The organism is Haloplanus litoreus (genome assembly GCF_045690335.1).
GTDB lineage: Archaea > Halobacteriota > Halobacteria > Halobacteriales > Haloferacaceae > Haloplanus > Haloplanus litoreus.
On the sequence record NZ_CP147874.1, the window covers coordinates 2,564,977 to 2,580,020 of the forward strand.

Genomic DNA, 15,044 nt, shown 5'->3' on the forward strand with positions numbered 1-15,044 from the left:
TCGGCTCACGCCGAGCCGAGGGCAGACGCCACGTGGCGTCGCCGGGCCTCCCGGCCACCGACGGCGAGAAGGACGCCACCCACGAGCGCCAGCAAGCCGGCCTCGGCGGTCGGCGGTACGCCGTCGACGACAACCCAACCGGCGGCGACGCCGACGACGAAACCGGCCTGCACGGCGACGACGGCCGCGACGGCGTATCGACGCCCGGCAGGAGCGTACAGCGACCCGACGGCGGCCGTCTCGGCGGCGGCGTGGACGGCGACGACGAGCGCACCGACGAGGCCGAGGGCGGCGTCGGCGGCGTAGACCGTGGCGAGGACGGCGCCTTCGAGGCCGCGGTGGAGCGTCACCGCCCCCAGCGCCGCGTCGGCACAGACGCCGCAGTCCGTCACCGCCGCGTCGCGAGCCAAGTAGACGACGCTCGCCCCCACGAGCGTCCCCGCGAGCGCCGTTCCGGTCGATCGCGTGAGCGCGAGGGCGAGGGCGGTCCCGCCGAGTGCGAGAACGAGAAGCGGGACCGCCACTCGGTGGATGGAGGTGGCCGGACGGGCGACGCAGGTGGACACCGCGAGGACGAGGGCACCACCGGCGAGGCTGAGCGCGACGACGCCCGCGACGACGAGCGCGAAAGGGAGACCCGTCGCGGCGGCGGTTACGCCGTGGGCAGCCGCCGGCGTCGACAGGAACGCGGCGACGAGCGTGGCGACGGCCGTCCGCCGGACGAGCGGTCTCATTTCCACGGGTTTGGGACGAGGTCGGCCTGAATCTCCGCACCGACTTCGATCCGACAGTCGGATCTGGGTTCGGCCACGCAGAGCAGGACGTAGCCGTCCCGTCGGTGCCGGGGTTTCAGCCCGTTCGCTCGCTCGACGTGGACGAGGTCACCATCCAGCAGGCGCCCGGTACAGGTGGCACAGGCACCGTACAGACAGCCGTAGGGGACGCCGAGGCCCTCGCGCTCGGTGGCGTCGATGACCGTCTCGCCGTCGGCTACCTCGACGGTGGTCTCCCGGCCGTCGCGCCACTCGAGGGTGACCCGATGCATCTACTGCCAGACGTCGCTGGTGCAGTCGCCGCCCGGCCAGCGAATCTCGTGCGCACGAGCGGGTCCGCCCGGCGCGTCGCCGAAGTCGACGAGGAAGTCCTCGTCGAGTTCCATCCGTCCCTCGTCGGGGTAGACGTCCGCCTTCATCATCAGCGAGCCCTGCTCGCCGATGTCGGGGTAGAACTGGTTGTCCCACGAGGAGAACAGAGACGTGGTCCAGTAGACGCGCTTCCCGTCGCGGGAGAGTTGGAGCATCTGGGGCGCACCGCGGATTTCGGTGCCCTGAATCTCCTGTCGGTCGCCGAAGTTCCCGCCGGCCCAGATCCGGTCGACCAGCCGGGGATTGCCGAAGTCGCTCACGTCGTACATCCGCATGTCGCCGTGCAGCCAGTTCGAGAAGAACAGGTACTGATCGTCCAGCGAGAGGACGATGTCCGTCACGAGACCGGGGACGGGCATGTCCCAGTCGGGGTGCTCGCGGGACTCGACGTCGATGACCTTCTCCCACTCCCACACGCCGTCGCTCTCCTCCCAGAAGCGGAGGATGTTCGAGGAGAGCGCCGCTCCGACGTAGCCCTGTGTCTCCTCGGGATCGTGGGGCATGCGAATCTCCAGCGGAATCTGCCCCTCCTCGCCGAAGGTCAGGGTCTGCTGGTGTGTCTTGTTCTCCCAGTCCCAGATGTGGATGCTGTCGCCGTACTTTCCGTCCTCGACGTCGTCTAAGTCGAAGCCGGGATAGTAGGTCTTCGGCGCGGCCCACTCCGTCGAGATCATCACGTTGTGCCGGGGCTGGTACCAGTAGTCGTAGTTCATCTCCATGTCGCCGAGGTCGGCTTCCCAGTGGCCGTCGATGGAGAAGTCGCTCTGGTCCAACTGGAGGAAACCGCCGGGGAGTTCCCCGTCGGCGTCACCGAGCATACTGATGACGACCTTCCCACCGGGGACACAGTGAACGGTGTGTGGCGCCGACAGGTCGTATTCGAAGAGTTCCTCGGGCTCGATGACCTTCTCGATCTCCATGTTCCGCGGATCCTCGGCGTCGAGGATGTGAATGCGGGAGGACCGCTGTCCGGGGACGATGAGGTGATCGCGCATCAGCCCCTCGGAGTGACACGACGACGAGCAGGTGTTCCAGCCGAAGTGGTGGAGTTCGTCGCCCTTGTTCGGCATCTCGACGGTGTCGACCAGTTCGCTGTACGTGTCCGATTCGGGATCGAGGTCCACGACGCCGATGAAGTCGGAGCCGTCGACGTCCATCCCGACACGGAGTGCGATGACGAACGCCGTCTTCTCGCGCTCCGACTCGGTCCGCATCGCTCCGGGTGTCGGATAGCCCGGTCCTTCTACCTCGTGGTGTTCGTGTCCGTGCTCCTCGGCCGTGTTGCCGGGTTCGTCAGTACTCATGCCAGACAGTATCATTCACATTACGAGCATAAATAATGATTGAGTTGTCGAGCGACAACTCGTGTCGTTCGCTCGACTCTAAGGAAGCCTTTTGCGATGGCCGACGTACCCGGAGGTGTGTTCATGGTAGCCCGTGACGACTTGGAGGGTGCCTGATGCGCGAGTTCGCGTTCGATATCGTGTACGAGCCGGGGGCCGATCCGGTGATGGACGTGTTCATCGAGTATCCCACACTCGTCGCCGAGGCGTTACACGGCTGCGTGACCAAGGACCGCTTCTGGCGCATCGAGCGGCTGATCGGCCCGACAGCGGCGCTCGACGCGGTCGAGCGACTCCGCCTCGACGAGACGGTGCGGACGGCGTCGGTGACCGAGACGGACTGTTCGGCCACGCGGTTCCACGACGTGCTGGAGCGCTCGGACGACGAGCGGGTGATCTACAGCCACGTCGAGAATGTCGAGGACGGCGAGTCCGTACAGACGCTCGCCGGTCGGTATCTTCCCCACGGATCGCTCTACTGCACCACGCGGCGAGAGAATCGTCACAGCTGGCGCATCTTCGTAAAGTCCGACGAGAAGGTGGGCCTGTTGTACGACGCCCTCGGCGCGAATCTGCGGGAAGGGCTCTCCTTTCACATGGGTCACCTCGGCGAGGCCGAGCGGTGGGGTCACGACTCGTTGGGATCGATTGCGCTCCCGCCGGACCAGCGAACGGCGATGCGGGCCGCTCTCGATCACGGCTACTATCGGACGCCCCGGGAGATCACGCTCGACGACCTGGCCGAGACGCTCGACGTGCCGCGATCGACGCTCTCCTATCGTCTGCGTCGGGCCGAAGAAAGGCTCGTTACCGGCTATCTCGGCGAGACCGACTAGCTACTCGTACAGCCAGGTCTCGTCGATCCGGTCGTAGTCCTGGAGTTCGTCCTCGTCGAAGAAGAGGTCGATCTCCCGTTCGTTTGCGCCCTCGTCCGCGTGGTCGGAGCCGTGGATGACGTTCCGACCGAGGTCGAGACCGAAGTCGCCGCGAACGGTACCCGGGGCGGATTCGGCGGGGTCCGTCTCGCCCATCATCGTTCGGACCTGTCGCGTGGCGTCCTGTCCCTCCCAGACCATCGCCATCACCGGGCCGGACGTGATGAAGTCCACGAGGCCGTCGAAGAAGGGCTTGCCCTCGTGTTCGCCGTAGTGTTCGTGGGCCAGATCGTCGGAGATTTGCATGAACTTCGCGCCGACGAGTTTGAGACCACGATCCTCGAAGCGGGAGATGATCTCCCCGATGAGGCCACGCTGGACGCCGTCGGGCTTGACCATCACGAAGGTACGCTCGGCGTCGCTCATTCCTCACCCTGGCCGCCGGCCGCCTGCCCGTCTGCGGTCCACTCGAGGTCGCGGGCCTCGCGGCCGAGGAAGTAGTTCTTCTCGGCTTTGGAGTCCACGAAGTGCAGGATGGTGCCGTCCTTCCTGACGTACATGGTCCCCGTGCCGGGTTCGATCTCCTCGCCCGTGTAGTCGCAGGTGCGTGTATCGACCATTACTGTCCTCCGATGGAGTCGGCATCGCGCTGTGTCTCGCGCAGCTGGAGCACGTCGCCCTCGCGGACCGGGCCCAGCACGTTGCGCGTGATGATTCGACCCTGATTCGAGCCTTCCTGGATACGACATTTGACCTGCATGGCCTCGCCATGCATGCCGGTTTTGCCGACGATCTCGATTACCTCGGCGGGCATCGAGTCGCTGGCACTCTCTTCGGCGCTCATGGTCGCTTACCGGAGGTCCTCGACCTTCGTGCTGATGTCTTCGACCTGTTCTTCGGCGTCGCCCGCGTCGACGATGGCGGCCGCGGCGCTCCCGACCTCGAGCCCCGCCGCGTGACCGACGTCGTCCTGGGTCTCGACGAAGACGTAGGGAATCCCCTTCTCGTCGGCGAGTTCCGGCAAGTGCATCACGATCTCTTCGGGCTGGACGTCTTCCGCGATGACGACGAGGTCGGCGTTGCCGCGCTCGACCGCCTTCGTCGTCTCGTTCGTTCCTTTCTTTACACTGCCTGTGTCTCGCGCTACTTCGAGCGCCTCGATGGCGCTCTCGGCGAGGTCCGCCGGGACATCGAAATTGACGTAAACTGACATGGTTTGTACCTCCCACCCGTCGGCTCGCGCACCTCACCAGAGTGAGTCCCTGATGGCGAGGCGCATCATCAACCGCGGGTAGGCTGTACAGTCGGTTAGCAGGGGACCCCATAAAAGCGCTTTCAAAGCCGTGAAGGGGTGTGAGGGGGGCACACGGGCGTTCGGGTCCCCGGTCCTCCCCTCGAATCACCCGTCGACAGTAGCTGCGGTACGTCGGTGGCCTCCCGATCGAACGCAGTCCGACGCTCGGGCGTGCGAACGGGGCCGGACGCTACGAGCGATCCAGCGACGGCAGTCCGGCCTCGATTTCGTCGCGCCGGCTCTCCAGCCACTCGGGCAGGACGAGTCGCTCCCCGAGGTGTTCCAGGTCCTCGTCGACGGTGTATCCGGGCTCGTTCGTGGCGTACTCGAACAGAACGTCGCCGGTCGTCCGGGTGTAGACCGACTCGAACCACTTTCGGTCGATGATCTCCGTCGGGCGGAGCCCGTGGTCGATCAACGTCCGTCGCCACTCGGGTTGGGTCTCCCGGGTCACCTGGAAGGCGACGTGGTGAACCGTCCCCGCACCGGGTCGGCCCTGCGGCGCGTCCGGGTCCGCGTACAGGTCGATCACGTAGCCGAGGTCGCCATCCGACTCGTAGCGCCGACGGTCGCCCTCGCTCCCCGACGCGTCGAACCCCATCGCCTCCAACAGCGTCGTCGTCCGGTCGGCGTCCGCCAGCGTGAGCGTGACGCCGAAGAAGCCCCGAATCGCGTGTTCGGCGGGAATCGGTCCCTCGGGCGGGTCGCCCGCCGGGGCGTCCTCACGCGCGACGAGTTCGAGCGGCAGACCGTCCGGATCCTGGAACCGCAGGACTGCATCGCCGAAGCGCTCGGTTTCCTCGACGGAGACGTCCGCGGCGTCCAGTCGCTCGGCCCAGTACTCGACCGCGTCGGCCGGAATCAGGAAGGCAACGGCGCTTGCCTGTCCCCGACCGACCCGACCGGGGGCCGCCTCGGGGTACGGAAAGAACGTCATGCTGGTTCCCGGCGACCCGCCGTGGTCGCCGTAGAACAGATGGTAGACGGACACGTCGTCCTGGTTCACGCTCCGCTTGACGAGTCGGAGCCCGAGCGTCTCCGTGTAGAAGGCCGCGTTGCGGACGGGATCACTCCCGACGGCGGTGACGTGGTGAATCCCGGGAATTGCTTGAGGCACGGTTCACGGTACGTCTCGCCCGAAGTTAACGACTCCGTAACACTAGTGTAACCAGCCGTCGTCGGCGTCGCTGGGACCGGAGGGTAAGGCCCTTGGTCGCCGACGGGGTACGACCGGCCATGGATCTCGACGGCGTCGTCGCCGCACTCCGGGCCGAAGCCGTCCGCGCGAACGAGCGTCGACTGTTGACTCTCGCCGGCGACCGGAACCGAGGCCTCGCTGCCGCGGCCGACGCCGTCGCCGCGTACGCCCACGGGTCCACGAGCGACCGAACGGGGGCCGAGAACCCCGACGTGACCGTCCTGACGACCCGCGATAACGTGGGCTGGGCCGAGCGGATCGTACCGAGGGACGCCAGTCGCCTCCTCGGCACCACTCGGGACGTCGTCGTCCTCGACGCCCACGCGGGCTTCTCGGCGAACGTCCTCGGCCGCGTCGTCGGCGCCGTCGACGGCGGCGGACTCCTCGTCCTCGTGACGCCGCCCCTCGACGGCTGGCCGGACGAACGAACCGACGACGACGAGCGACTCGCCGTGCCGCCGTTCACCGTCGACGACGTGACCGGCCACTTCCGTCGCCGACTGGTCGAGACGCTCCGTTCCCACCCGGGCGTCGCCGTCGTCGACGTGGACGCGGAGACGGTCGAACGCGACGGTCTGACCGGCGCAGCTCGCGCGCGGCCGCGGGAAAACGTGACTGTCCCGGACGCGGCAGCCTTCCCGCGGACCGCCTACGAGACGTGTCTCACGGCCGATCAGGCCGACGCCCTCTCCGCACTCGAACGACTCCGGGGTCGCGACGTCGCCGTCATCGTCGAAGCGGACCGAGGACGGGGGAAGTCCGCCGCCGCCGGCCTCGCAGCCGGGAGCCTCGCCGCGGACGGTCGGGACGTCCTCGTCACCGCGCCCGCCTACCGCAACGCGGCGGAGGTGTTCGAGCGAGCCCGGGTGCTGCTCGACGCCCTCGGCACCCTCGCGGACGCCGACGACGAGGCACACGTGCTGTCAGCGGCGGGCGGCGGAACCGTCCGTTTTCTCGCCCCCGAAACGGCCGTCGACCTGCCCGGAGATCCGGACGCGGTGATCGTCGACGAGGCGGCCGCCCTGCCGGTGCGCCGTCTCGAAGCGCTCCTCGATGCCCCGGCGACGGCTTTCGTCACGACGGTCCACGGCTACGAGGGAACCGGCCGCGGGTTCGACGTGCGTTTCCGGGAGCGCCTCGCGGAGAGCGACCGAACGGCGACCGACGTGCGCCTCGACGATCCGATTCGGTACGCCGCCGGTGACCCCGTCGAAGTGTGGGCCTTCCGTGCACTCCTACTCGACGCCCGCCCCGCCGTCGACCCGGTGGTCGAGGACGCGTCCCCCTCCGAGGCCACCTACCGGGCGCTCGACGCCGAGGCGTTGCGAGCCGACGAACACCTGCTCCGCGAGACGTTCGGACTCCTGGTCCTCGCACACTACCGGACGGAGCCCGACGACCTGGCGCGCCTGCTCGATGCCCCCAACCTGACCTGCCGGGCGCTCCGCGTCGACGGCCACGTCGTCGCCGTCGCGTTGCTGGCCCGGGAGGGCGGACTCCCCGAGTCGCTCCGGGAGGAGATGTACGAGGGCGGCCGGGTCCGGGGTAACATGCTCCCCGACGTGCTGACGAGCCAGTTGCGCGACGTCGAGGCGGGGGCGCCCGTCGGCTACCGCGTCCTGCGCATCGCCACCCACCACGCGCGCCGGTCGGAGGGGTTCGGCTCCCGCCTCCTCGCCGCGTGCCACGACGAATTCGACGACGCCGTGGACTGGTTCGGCGTCGGCTACGGGGCGACACCGCCGCTCGTCCGGTTCTGGGCGCGCAACGGCTACCGGACGGTCCACTGTTCGACGACCCGCAACGAGACCAGCGGCGAGTACTCCGCGATCATGCTCCGGCCGACGAGTCCGGCCGGCGAACGGCTCCACGACCGCCACGCCCGCCGGTTCTGTGCGCGGATGCGCGACGGCCTCTGTGATGCCCTCCGGGACCTCGACCCGGACGTGGCCCGCGAGATACTGCGGGCGACCGCCCACTCGCCGTCGCCGGCGCTCGCGGACCACGAGTGGCGAGTCGTCGCCGCCGCGGCCTTCGGCCCGGGACTGTACGACGCCGCACCCGGCGCCTTCAGGGACCTGGCGCTCACTCACCTCACGGATCGGAGGGTCGACCTCTCGGCGCGCGCCGAGCGGTTGCTGGTTCACAAACCACTCCAGGCCCACGCGTGGGAACGGGTCGCCGCCGACTTGGACTACGTCTCGACGCGACAGTGTATGCGCGCGCTGGGGGCGGCGTACCGGCCGCTGGTCGACTGCTACGGCACGGACGCCGCGACCGAGGAACGACGCCGCTACGAGTGAGTTACGGGCAGTCGAGAAACGTCGCCATCATCACCTCGTCGACGTACTCGTCCTCGATCCGGTAGTGGTCCTCGCGTACCGCCTCCGTCTCCCAGCCGTGAGCTTCGAGGAAGTCGATGGCGGCCTCGTTGGTGGCGGGGACGCTGTTGTACAGTTTCTCGAAGTCGTGATCGCACGCCCAGCGGACGCCCCGGTCGAGAAGGGCAGCCCCGATACCGTGGCCGCGGTACGTCGGCAGGAGGCCGACGGTCAACACCGCGGTGTGGGCGAGTTTCTCCATCTCGGGCAGATCGAGGTGGACCCAGCCGACCACCTCGTCGTCGACACAGGCGACGAACACCATCCGCGAGCGGACCTCGTTGTGTCGGAGGATCACCTCCTCGTGGTCCAGCAGATCGGCCACCGTCTCCGCCTCGATGTAGGTCCCCTCCTCCGCCACCCCGCGGATGACGCCGATCAACCCGGAGAGATCCCGTTGCTGGGCCGCCCGGATGGTGAACGTCACGTCGGCGGCGGCGTGTTCTTCCACGTCTTCCTCCTGATAGGCCACCCTGAGCTTGTTGCCGTCGCGTCGGATGTATCCGTCGCGCCGGAGGATGGTGACGTGGTGACCGAACGCCTCCGGATCGAGGTTCAGCGCCCGACGGGCCTGATCCGCTCGCACCTCCCCGTGGGCCTCGACGTAGTCGTAGATGTCCCGGCGGTCCTCGTGATCGAAGTTCAGTTGCTCGGTCAGTTCCATGCTGACGTGTAACACAGTGTCATACTTAATCGTTCGTGACACTTCGGCGGCAGCTCACCGGACGAGTGTCAGTCGCTCAGACGCGGTTCTCGCGACTCGGGTCCACGTCGATGGCGTCGACGGGGCAGACGTCGACACAGAGCATGCAGTCGATGCACTGGTCCTCGTAGGTGGGGTGGGCCTTGATTTCGCTCTCGGGGTGTCCCGGCGTGTCTACCCACTCGAAGACGTCGACGGGACAGTCCTCGAGGCAGGCGCCGTCGGCGAGGCAGATGTCGAAGTCGACGGCGACGTGGGTGCCGTGGATGCCGAGTTTCTCCGGGGGTTCGACCGGTCCCCAGACGGCGACGCCGTCCTCCTCGTCCACCTGTTCACGGGTTCGTTCGAAGTTCGGATCGATGGCCATACCCGGGGTTCGGCGCCCGGGACGGATAAACCTACGACCGAACGCGCTACTCCGCGCTCGCGGCCGTCCCGACGGATTCCTCGGGGACGACACCTTCGTCGCTCCACCCGCGGGCGTCGTAGTAGGTGTCGAGGGCAGCCTCGAAGTTCGGCAGGTCGTAGGGCAAGTCGTCGTCCGACCGGTCGAACCCGCGGCGGTTGTTGAAGTGGCGTTCGAGTTCGACGACGCGTCCTCCCACTGCCAACAGGTCGTCGAAGTCGGCGTCGAACAGCATCTCGAAGCGTTCCTCGGTCATCGTGCCGCGGGAGAATCGGCAGACGACACCGCAGTCCTCCAGTGCCCGTTTGTTCTCCAGTTCGACGAGTTTCTCCGCCTTGGCCGCCGGGAGGCCCGACGGTTCGAACGCCTCCGAGGCGTCGACGAGGGGGTACTCGTAGGCGTAGAAGGTGGAGTACATGTGGTCGGCACCGCGGTTCGCGGTGGCGAAGCCGAGTCCCTGTCCGTTGAGCGTGCGCCCGTCGTGGGCGGAGAAGGTCATTCCCTTGACCGTCCAGTCCTCGACGCCGAGTTCGTCGTGGAAGCGGTGGATACCTTCGGCGAGGACGTCGCCGTCGTCCTCGCGGTGGGCAATCGTCCGCACCGTCTCGTGGATCAACTCGGAATCGCCGAAGGCGTCCTCGGCTTCGAGGTACGCGGCCACCGCGTTGCCACAGGAGATGGTGTCCATCCCCAGGCGGTCACAGAGGTCGTTCGACTGCATGATCGAGACGATGTCGTTCACCTCGCAGTTGCCCCCGAAGGACATGATCGTCTCGAACTCCGGACCCTCCGTCTCGACGCCCGACGCCTCGTCTCGCGTCGGGAGTTTGCAGGCGAACGCACACTGCGAACAGGTACCGTTCTTGTACTTTTTCTCTTCCACCCGGTCGCCGTTGATCTTCTCGAACTCCTCGTAGCGGACGTCCGCGAAGTAGCGGGTCGGGAAGGAGCCGATTTCGTTGGCGAGGTCCGTGACACTGCTCGTCCCCTGCCGTTTCATGATGTGGTCGCTGGTGGCCGCCTCGCGGTGGATAGCGGCCGCCTCGGTGTCGATGTCCACGTCCGGAACGGCGTCGCCGTCGAAGGTGAGCGCCTTCACGTTCTTCGATCCGAGGACGGCCCCGAGGCCCCCGCGACCGAAGGCCCGCGTCTCGCTGGTCATGATGCAGGCAAAGCGAACCCCGTTTTCCCCGGCGGGACCGATGCAGGCGACGTGTTCCGCGCCCAGGTCGTGTTCCGACTCGACGTAGTCGGTGACTGCGGGAACCTCCACGCCCGCCAAGTCGGGGACTTCCTCGAAGGTGGCCCCGTCCTCGCGCACGTGGACGATCAGCGGCACGTCGCTCGTGCCGACGAGTTCGACGACGGCGTGGCCCGTACCGAGCAGGTTTCGGGAGACGAACCCGCCGGCGTTGGTCGAGAGCAGGCCGTCGGTTAGCGGCGAGACGGCCGTCGCGGAGGCGCGACCGGTGAAACTCATCGACGATGCCTGCATCGGGCCGGTCGTGAAGTAGAGGCGGTTGTCCGGTCCCAGTGGATCGACGTCGAACGGGATGCGGTCGTGGGCGAGGCGGGTGGCGACTCCCCGGCCACCGATGTACGCGTCGAGAACGTCGTCCACGTCCGCCGTCTCGGCCTGCCGCGACCCCACGTCGACCGTGAGGAGCGGTCCCTCGATAGTGAGCATGGTGGTTTCGGGACCGCGGAGCTATTAAACGGTATCCCCCGCGAGCGGCCGTCAGTCGAACACCACTCCGATGGACGCGTCGATGGCGTCGACGGCCTCGTCGATGTCGGCATCCGTCACCGGGAGCGGCGGGGCGACGATGATCTGGATGCGCGGCCGGCCACCACCGACGAGGACGCCGCGATCCTCCGCCTCACCGATGACGTCGTCGACGGGGTCGTCTCCCGACGCCACCCACGGGTGGTGGAACGGGTCGCCGGTCTCGGGGTCGGTGACCTCGATGGCCCACAGTGTTACTCGTGCGTGTAGTACGCGACCGTCTCGCCGTCGGTCTCGCCGTCGATGCGGGCGAAGCCGACGCGCTCGAACTGCACCACGTCGTCGACGGCCGCGTCCGAGATCTCGGGTTCCGCGACGCCGGTCACGTCGCCGTCCATCGTCCGCAGTCGCAGGGGGACGCCCCCCTCGGCGGGCACCCAGTGGATCACCGGAACGCCCTCCTCGCGGACGGCGGTGATGTCGTCGCCGGCGTACTCGAAGCGGCCGTCGACGTGGCGGACACAGCCGAAGCCCTTCAGCCAGACGCGTTCGCCCTCGGCGGGCACGTCGGCCGGTTCGATCCGCACGGCACCCGGAACCGGCACGTCGCGGCGGCCGCGCTCCTCGTGTTCGGGGTGGACTGGCGGGTGGCCGGCGTCCGGACCGCCCTCGACCGGAACCGCCTCACCCGACCGCACGAAGAAGTAGCGGTTCGCGTCGTCGTCGATCAGGTCGCGGTTGTTCGCGTAGATGGCGCTCATCGACAGTTCGACGTTGCTCGTCGAGGTACCGAGTTCGATCATCGCGTCGACGATGGCCTCGCCGCGGATCCCCCGGCGCTGTAGGCTGGCGAGGGTCGGTGCGCGCGGGTCGTCCCACCCGTCGAGTTCGCCGGCGTCGATCAGTTCCTTGATCGTCGAGGTAGAGAGGGTCACGTCGTACGCGTCGACTTGGACGTGACCCCAGTGGATCACCTCGGGGTACTCCCAGTCGAAGTAGTCGTAGACGAACCGCTGACGCTTGGCGGAGTCCTGCAGGTCGATGCCACGGATGATGTGTGTGACACCCGTGAGGTGGTCGTCGACGCCCGACTGGAAGTCGAGCATGGGCCAACAGCGGTAGTCCGCCGCCTCCGATCGCGGGTGCGGGCGGTCGATCATGCGGAAGGCCACCCAGTCGCGCAACGCCGGGTTCTTGTGGGTGATGTCGGTGCGGACCCGGAGGACCATCTCGCCCGCTGAGTACTCGCCGTCGACCATCGCCTCGAACTCCTCGCGAGTCGTCGCTGCGTCCTTCTCGCGGTGCGGACAGGCCTCGCCCGCGTTCTTCAGGTCCGAGAACTCCCCCTGCGGGCAGGAACAGGTGTAGGCACCGTCCCGGTCGATCAGCTTCCGGGCGTGGTCGTAGTACGTCTCCAGGCGGTCGCTGGCGCGAATCACCACGTCGGGGTCGAACCCGAGAAACTCGATAGCGTCGAGAATGGCGTCGTAGGCGTCGAGATCTGGGCGTTTGGTCTCGGGATCGGTGTCGTCGAACCGGCAGATGAACCGCCCGTCGTAGCGCTCCTTGTACGTCCCGATGACGGCGGGCATCCGGGCGTGGCCGAGGTGCCACGGACCGTTCGGGTTCGGTGCCGCGCGCATCACGACGCCCACGTCGTCGTCGACGTTCGGCAAGTCCGGCAGGGGATGCTCGTCGCCCTCGTCCTCGGCCTCGATTTCGGCCAACTCCGCCGGTGCGAGTTCCTCGAGTTCCGCCCGGCGCTCCTCGGGGGAGAGGGCGTTCACGTCGGCGACGACGCCCCCGACGACGCCGGGAATCTCGTCGGCGTGCTCGCGGAAGTCGGGGTTCTCACCCATCAGCGGGCCCATGACCGCGCCCACGTCCGCGTCGCTTTCGTACTTCACCGCGTTGAGGAGTGCGTGCGTCCGCGCCGCTCGTTCGACGCGTTCGCGAAGTTCGGAGTCCATTGACTCTCGATTCCGGCCGACGGGTAAAAACTGGCGTGGATCGGGGGCCGCGGGTAGGGGTACGTTTCGTGTTACCGTTTGTCATAGATAACGGTTTTGCCGACGGGAGGCGACCGGCCCACCGCGGTCGTCGGGCCGCGCGGACGTTCCACAAGCGGTTTGTCGGTCGACCGGGACGGGAGCGTATGAAACTCGCACGCATCGCGGTCGATGGCGACGTCCACACCGGCGAGTACCGGGACGGCGTCGTCGAGACGGAGGCGGACACGTTCGTCGTCGGCGAGGACGGTACCCTCGCCGCCCCCTGTGATCCCTCGGCACTCTACTGCGTCGGTCGGAACTTCGCCGAGACGCTCGATCAGATGGAGTACGACGTGCCGGAGCAGCCGGCGTTCTTCATCAAGCCCCCGGCCGCTGTCGTCGCCCACGAGGAGCCGATCCCGTACCCCACCTTCTCCGACGAGGTGACGTACGCGGGAGAACTCTGTACCGTCGTCGACGAGCGGTGTCACGACATCGACGCGTCCGAGGTGCCGGACGTGATCCGTGGGTACACCATCATGAACGACGTGGACGCCCTCGATCAACCGGGGCGGACCGCACGCAAGGCCTTCGACGGGTCCGGGCCGCTGGGTCCGTGGATCGAGACGGAGCTCGACCCACACGGCATCGACATGCACACCGACGTGAGCGGGGAGCGACGGCAGGAGGCCAACACCGAACTCATGCTGTTCGACCCCTACGAAATCGTCTCCTTCCTCTCGGAGCGGTTCACGTTCCGCCCCGGCGACGTCATCGCGTTCGGCAGCCCCGCCAACCCGGGCACCATCGACCCCGGCGACACCGTCGAGATCACCTACGAGGGCGTCGGCACCCTCCGCAACCACGTGGCGCCGCCCGAGGATGGGTAACGACGGACCCCGGAGTCTGGCGGTCCCCGTTGTGACCGGCGTCCGGTCGGTCCCGGGTTAGCCCACCTGATTCACGAGGCCGCCGACCTCGCCACCCTCCATCCGCCGCAGGTTCTCCGCGAGGATGTCGGCGAGGCGGTCGTAGTACTGCGGCGTGTTGCCGGCGTTGTGCGGCGTGATCTGGACGTTGTCGAACGACCAGAGCGGGTGGTCCGCGGGCAGCGGTTCGGGATCGGTCACGTCGAGGGTCGCTCCGCGGATATCCGTGTTCCGGAGCGCCGTCACCAGCGCCTCCGTATCGACGACGGGGCCGCGGGCGACGTTCACCAGTAGGGCGTCCGCCCGCATCGACGCCAGCGCCTCGGCGTCGATCAGTCCTCGCGTCGTCTCGGTGAGCGGACAGGCGAGGATCACGTAGTCAGCGCGGGCGAGCGCCGAGTGGACGTCGTCGAAGCCGACCACCTCGTCGGTCGGCCCACCCTTCTCGGGCGTGTACCGGACGCCGACCGTCTCGACGCCGAAGGGGTGGAGCCGCTCGACGAGAGCAGAGCCGATGGCCCCCAGACCGACGACGGCGGCCGTGCTCCCGTGGAGTTCGCGGACGGGATAGGCTTCCCAGTGGGCGCGCTCCTGCTGCTCGCGGGCGCGCCCGAATCGGCGTTCGTGTGCGATCAACGCGCCGATCACGTACTCCGAGATGTTGGGCCCGTGGACGCCGGACGCGTTGGTGACGGCGACACCAGCGTCTTCCAGCGCGCCCACGTCGACGTGTCCCGTCCCGGCGTAGGCGCAAGCGAACAGGGCGAGGTTCTCGGCCGTCTCCAGCCACTCCGGCTCGAAGTCGATACCAGTCACCACTCGCGCTCGGCTGAGAAGGTCGCGCTCCTCGTCGGGCGTCGTCGCGACGGCCACCTCGTGGTCGGGGAGCCGGTCGCGGAGTTTCGCCCCGTAGGATTCGGGGGTCATGCCGTGTACTTTCTGCCGCAAGACGACGATATCCGGATCGGTCATGGACGGGGTTGCACCCGCCTCCGTTATAGACCCTCTGGGAGTGGCGGCGGTATCCGGAGTCGATTCGGCGTCGCGTTCCGG

The 15,044-nt window shown here is 67.8% G+C and carries 17 protein-coding genes; 3 read left to right on the top strand and 14 right to left on the bottom strand.

The window, feature by feature from the left end; genetic code table 11:
- Positions 1 to 5: 5 nt before the first annotated feature.
- From V8686_RS13710 to V8686_RS13720, 3 genes are read right to left on the bottom strand one after another with little or no spacing between them, the layout of a single operon-like run.
- Entirely contained in the window at positions 6 to 734 is a 729-nt protein-coding gene (locus tag V8686_RS13710) for a hypothetical protein (RefSeq protein WP_379705044.1), read from the bottom strand.
- Positions 731 to 1,045, bottom strand: coding sequence for a 2Fe-2S iron-sulfur cluster-binding protein (locus tag V8686_RS13715; RefSeq protein ID WP_379705046.1), 315 nt, complete (start codon positions 1,043 to 1,045; stop codon positions 731 to 733). Before V8686_RS13715 ends, V8686_RS13710 begins: the two co-directional genes overlap by 4 nt.
- Positions 1,046 to 2,449, bottom strand: coding sequence for a selenium-binding protein SBP56-related protein (locus V8686_RS13720; RefSeq protein ID WP_379705048.1), 1,404 nt, complete (start codon positions 2,447 to 2,449; stop codon positions 1,046 to 1,048).
- Between the two features lie 155 nt (positions 2,450 to 2,604).
- On the opposite strand from V8686_RS13720, the gene V8686_RS13725 reads away from it, so the two are divergent.
- Complete coding sequence (locus V8686_RS13725; protein ID WP_379705050.1) at positions 2,605 to 3,324, top strand: helix-turn-helix domain-containing protein; 720 nt, start codon at positions 2,605 to 2,607, stop codon at positions 3,322 to 3,324.
- Here the strand turns inward: V8686_RS13725 and ndk are convergent, their stop codons facing one another.
- From ndk to V8686_RS13750, 5 genes are all read right to left on the bottom strand, one after another.
- Positions 3,325 to 3,789, bottom strand: a complete 465-nt coding sequence (gene ndk / locus V8686_RS13730; protein ID WP_379705052.1) for a nucleoside-diphosphate kinase — start codon at positions 3,787 to 3,789, stop codon at positions 3,325 to 3,327.
- Positions 3,786 to 3,983, bottom strand: coding sequence for a 50S ribosomal protein L24e (locus tag V8686_RS13735; RefSeq protein WP_379705054.1), 198 nt, complete (start codon positions 3,981 to 3,983; stop codon positions 3,786 to 3,788). The genes ndk and V8686_RS13735 overlap by 4 nt, the downstream gene beginning before the upstream one ends.
- Entirely contained in the window at positions 3,983 to 4,207 is a 225-nt protein-coding gene (locus V8686_RS13740; protein ID WP_049936843.1) for a 30S ribosomal protein S28e, read from the bottom strand. Before V8686_RS13740 ends, V8686_RS13735 begins: the two co-directional genes overlap by 1 nt.
- A 6-nt stretch (positions 4,208 to 4,213) precedes the next feature.
- On the bottom strand, positions 4,214 to 4,576 hold the full coding sequence (gene rpl7ae / locus V8686_RS13745; protein WP_379705056.1) for a 50S ribosomal protein L7Ae: 363 nt from the start codon (positions 4,574 to 4,576) through the stop codon (positions 4,214 to 4,216).
- 271 nt (positions 4,577 to 4,847) lie between these two features.
- The gene (locus tag V8686_RS13750) at positions 4,848 to 5,774 is read right to left on the bottom strand and encodes a ring-cleaving dioxygenase (RefSeq protein ID WP_379705058.1); all 927 of its coding nucleotides are present in this window, start codon (positions 5,772 to 5,774) and stop codon (positions 4,848 to 4,850) included.
- Between the two features lie 119 nt (positions 5,775 to 5,893).
- Here V8686_RS13750 and tmcA point away from each other — a divergent pair, with 119 nt between their 5' ends.
- Positions 5,894 to 8,158 (top strand): tRNA(Met) cytidine acetyltransferase TmcA, encoded by a 2,265-nt coding sequence (gene tmcA, locus V8686_RS13755; protein WP_379705059.1) that lies wholly within the window; start codon positions 5,894 to 5,896, stop codon positions 8,156 to 8,158.
- A 1-nt stretch (position 8,159) separates the two neighbouring features.
- On the opposite strand, the gene V8686_RS13760 is transcribed toward tmcA, so the two are convergent.
- The 5 genes from V8686_RS13760 to V8686_RS13780 form a co-directional block, all read right to left on the bottom strand.
- Positions 8,160 to 8,900, bottom strand: coding sequence for a GNAT family N-acetyltransferase (locus V8686_RS13760; RefSeq protein WP_379705061.1), 741 nt, complete (start codon positions 8,898 to 8,900; stop codon positions 8,160 to 8,162).
- Between the two features lie 76 nt (positions 8,901 to 8,976).
- On the bottom strand, positions 8,977 to 9,306 hold the full coding sequence (locus V8686_RS13765) for a 4Fe-4S dicluster domain-containing protein (protein WP_379705063.1): 330 nt from the start codon (positions 9,304 to 9,306) through the stop codon (positions 8,977 to 8,979).
- A 46-nt stretch (positions 9,307 to 9,352) separates the two neighbouring features.
- Positions 9,353 to 11,032: an aldehyde ferredoxin oxidoreductase family protein gene (locus V8686_RS13770; protein ID WP_379705065.1), complete on the bottom strand. Its 1,680-nt coding sequence runs from the start codon at positions 11,030 to 11,032 to the stop codon at positions 9,353 to 9,355.
- Between the two features lie 51 nt (positions 11,033 to 11,083).
- On the bottom strand, positions 11,084 to 11,266 hold the full coding sequence (locus V8686_RS13775) for a hypothetical protein (protein ID WP_379705067.1): 183 nt from the start codon (positions 11,264 to 11,266) through the stop codon (positions 11,084 to 11,086).
- A gap of 59 nt (positions 11,267 to 11,325) precedes the next feature.
- Entirely contained in the window at positions 11,326 to 13,041 is a 1,716-nt protein-coding gene (locus V8686_RS13780; protein ID WP_379705068.1) for a glutamate--tRNA ligase, read from the bottom strand.
- A gap of 185 nt (positions 13,042 to 13,226) precedes the next feature.
- Here V8686_RS13780 and V8686_RS13785 point away from each other — a divergent pair, with 185 nt between their 5' ends.
- Complete coding sequence (locus V8686_RS13785) at positions 13,227 to 13,952, top strand: fumarylacetoacetate hydrolase family protein (protein ID WP_379705070.1); 726 nt, start codon at positions 13,227 to 13,229, stop codon at positions 13,950 to 13,952.
- Positions 13,953 to 14,009: 57 nt separating this feature from the next.
- Here the strand turns inward: V8686_RS13785 and V8686_RS13790 are convergent, their stop codons facing one another.
- Positions 14,010 to 14,963 (bottom strand): D-2-hydroxyacid dehydrogenase, encoded by a 954-nt coding sequence (locus V8686_RS13790; protein ID WP_379705072.1) that lies wholly within the window; start codon positions 14,961 to 14,963, stop codon positions 14,010 to 14,012.
- Between the last annotated feature and the right edge of the window lie 81 nt (positions 14,964 to 15,044).

Bases quoted from the DNA above. Each gene is read 5' to 3' on its own strand.
- V8686_RS13715 (WP_379705046.1), bottom strand. From the start codon at position 1,045: ATGCATCGGGTCACCCTCGAGTGGCGCGACGGCCGGGAGACCACCGTC.
- V8686_RS13740 (WP_049936843.1), bottom strand. From the start codon at position 4,207: ATGAGCGCCGAAGAGAGTGCCAGCGACTCGATGCCCGCCGAGGTAATC.
- V8686_RS13735 (WP_379705054.1), bottom strand. From the start codon at position 3,983: ATGGTCGATACACGCACCTGCGACTACACGGGCGAGGAGATCGAACCC.
- ndk (WP_379705052.1), bottom strand. From the start codon at position 3,789: ATGAGCGACGCCGAGCGTACCTTCGTGATGGTCAAGCCCGACGGCGTC.
- V8686_RS13720 (WP_379705048.1), bottom strand. From the start codon at position 2,449: ATGAGTACTGACGAACCCGGCAACACGGCCGAGGAGCACGGACACGAA.
- V8686_RS13785 (WP_379705070.1), top strand. From the start codon at position 13,227: ATGAAACTCGCACGCATCGCGGTCGATGGCGACGTCCACACCGGCGAG.
- V8686_RS13760 (WP_379705061.1), bottom strand. From the start codon at position 8,900: ATGGAACTGACCGAGCAACTGAACTTCGATCACGAGGACCGCCGGGAC.
- V8686_RS13790 (WP_379705072.1), bottom strand. From the start codon at position 14,963: ATGACCGATCCGGATATCGTCGTCTTGCGGCAGAAAGTACACGGCATG.
- V8686_RS13710 (WP_379705044.1), bottom strand. From the start codon at position 734: ATGAGACCGCTCGTCCGGCGGACGGCCGTCGCCACGCTCGTCGCCGCG.
- V8686_RS13780 (WP_379705068.1), bottom strand. From the start codon at position 13,041: ATGGACTCCGAACTTCGCGAACGCGTCGAACGAGCGGCGCGGACGCAC.
- V8686_RS13770 (WP_379705065.1), bottom strand. From the start codon at position 11,032: ATGCTCACTATCGAGGGACCGCTCCTCACGGTCGACGTGGGGTCGCGG.
- V8686_RS13765 (WP_379705063.1), bottom strand. From the start codon at position 9,306: ATGGCCATCGATCCGAACTTCGAACGAACCCGTGAACAGGTGGACGAG.
- rpl7ae (WP_379705056.1), bottom strand. From the start codon at position 4,576: ATGTCAGTTTACGTCAATTTCGATGTCCCGGCGGACCTCGCCGAGAGC.
- V8686_RS13725 (WP_379705050.1), top strand. From the start codon at position 2,605: ATGCGCGAGTTCGCGTTCGATATCGTGTACGAGCCGGGGGCCGATCCG.
- tmcA (WP_379705059.1), top strand. From the start codon at position 5,894: ATGGATCTCGACGGCGTCGTCGCCGCACTCCGGGCCGAAGCCGTCCGC.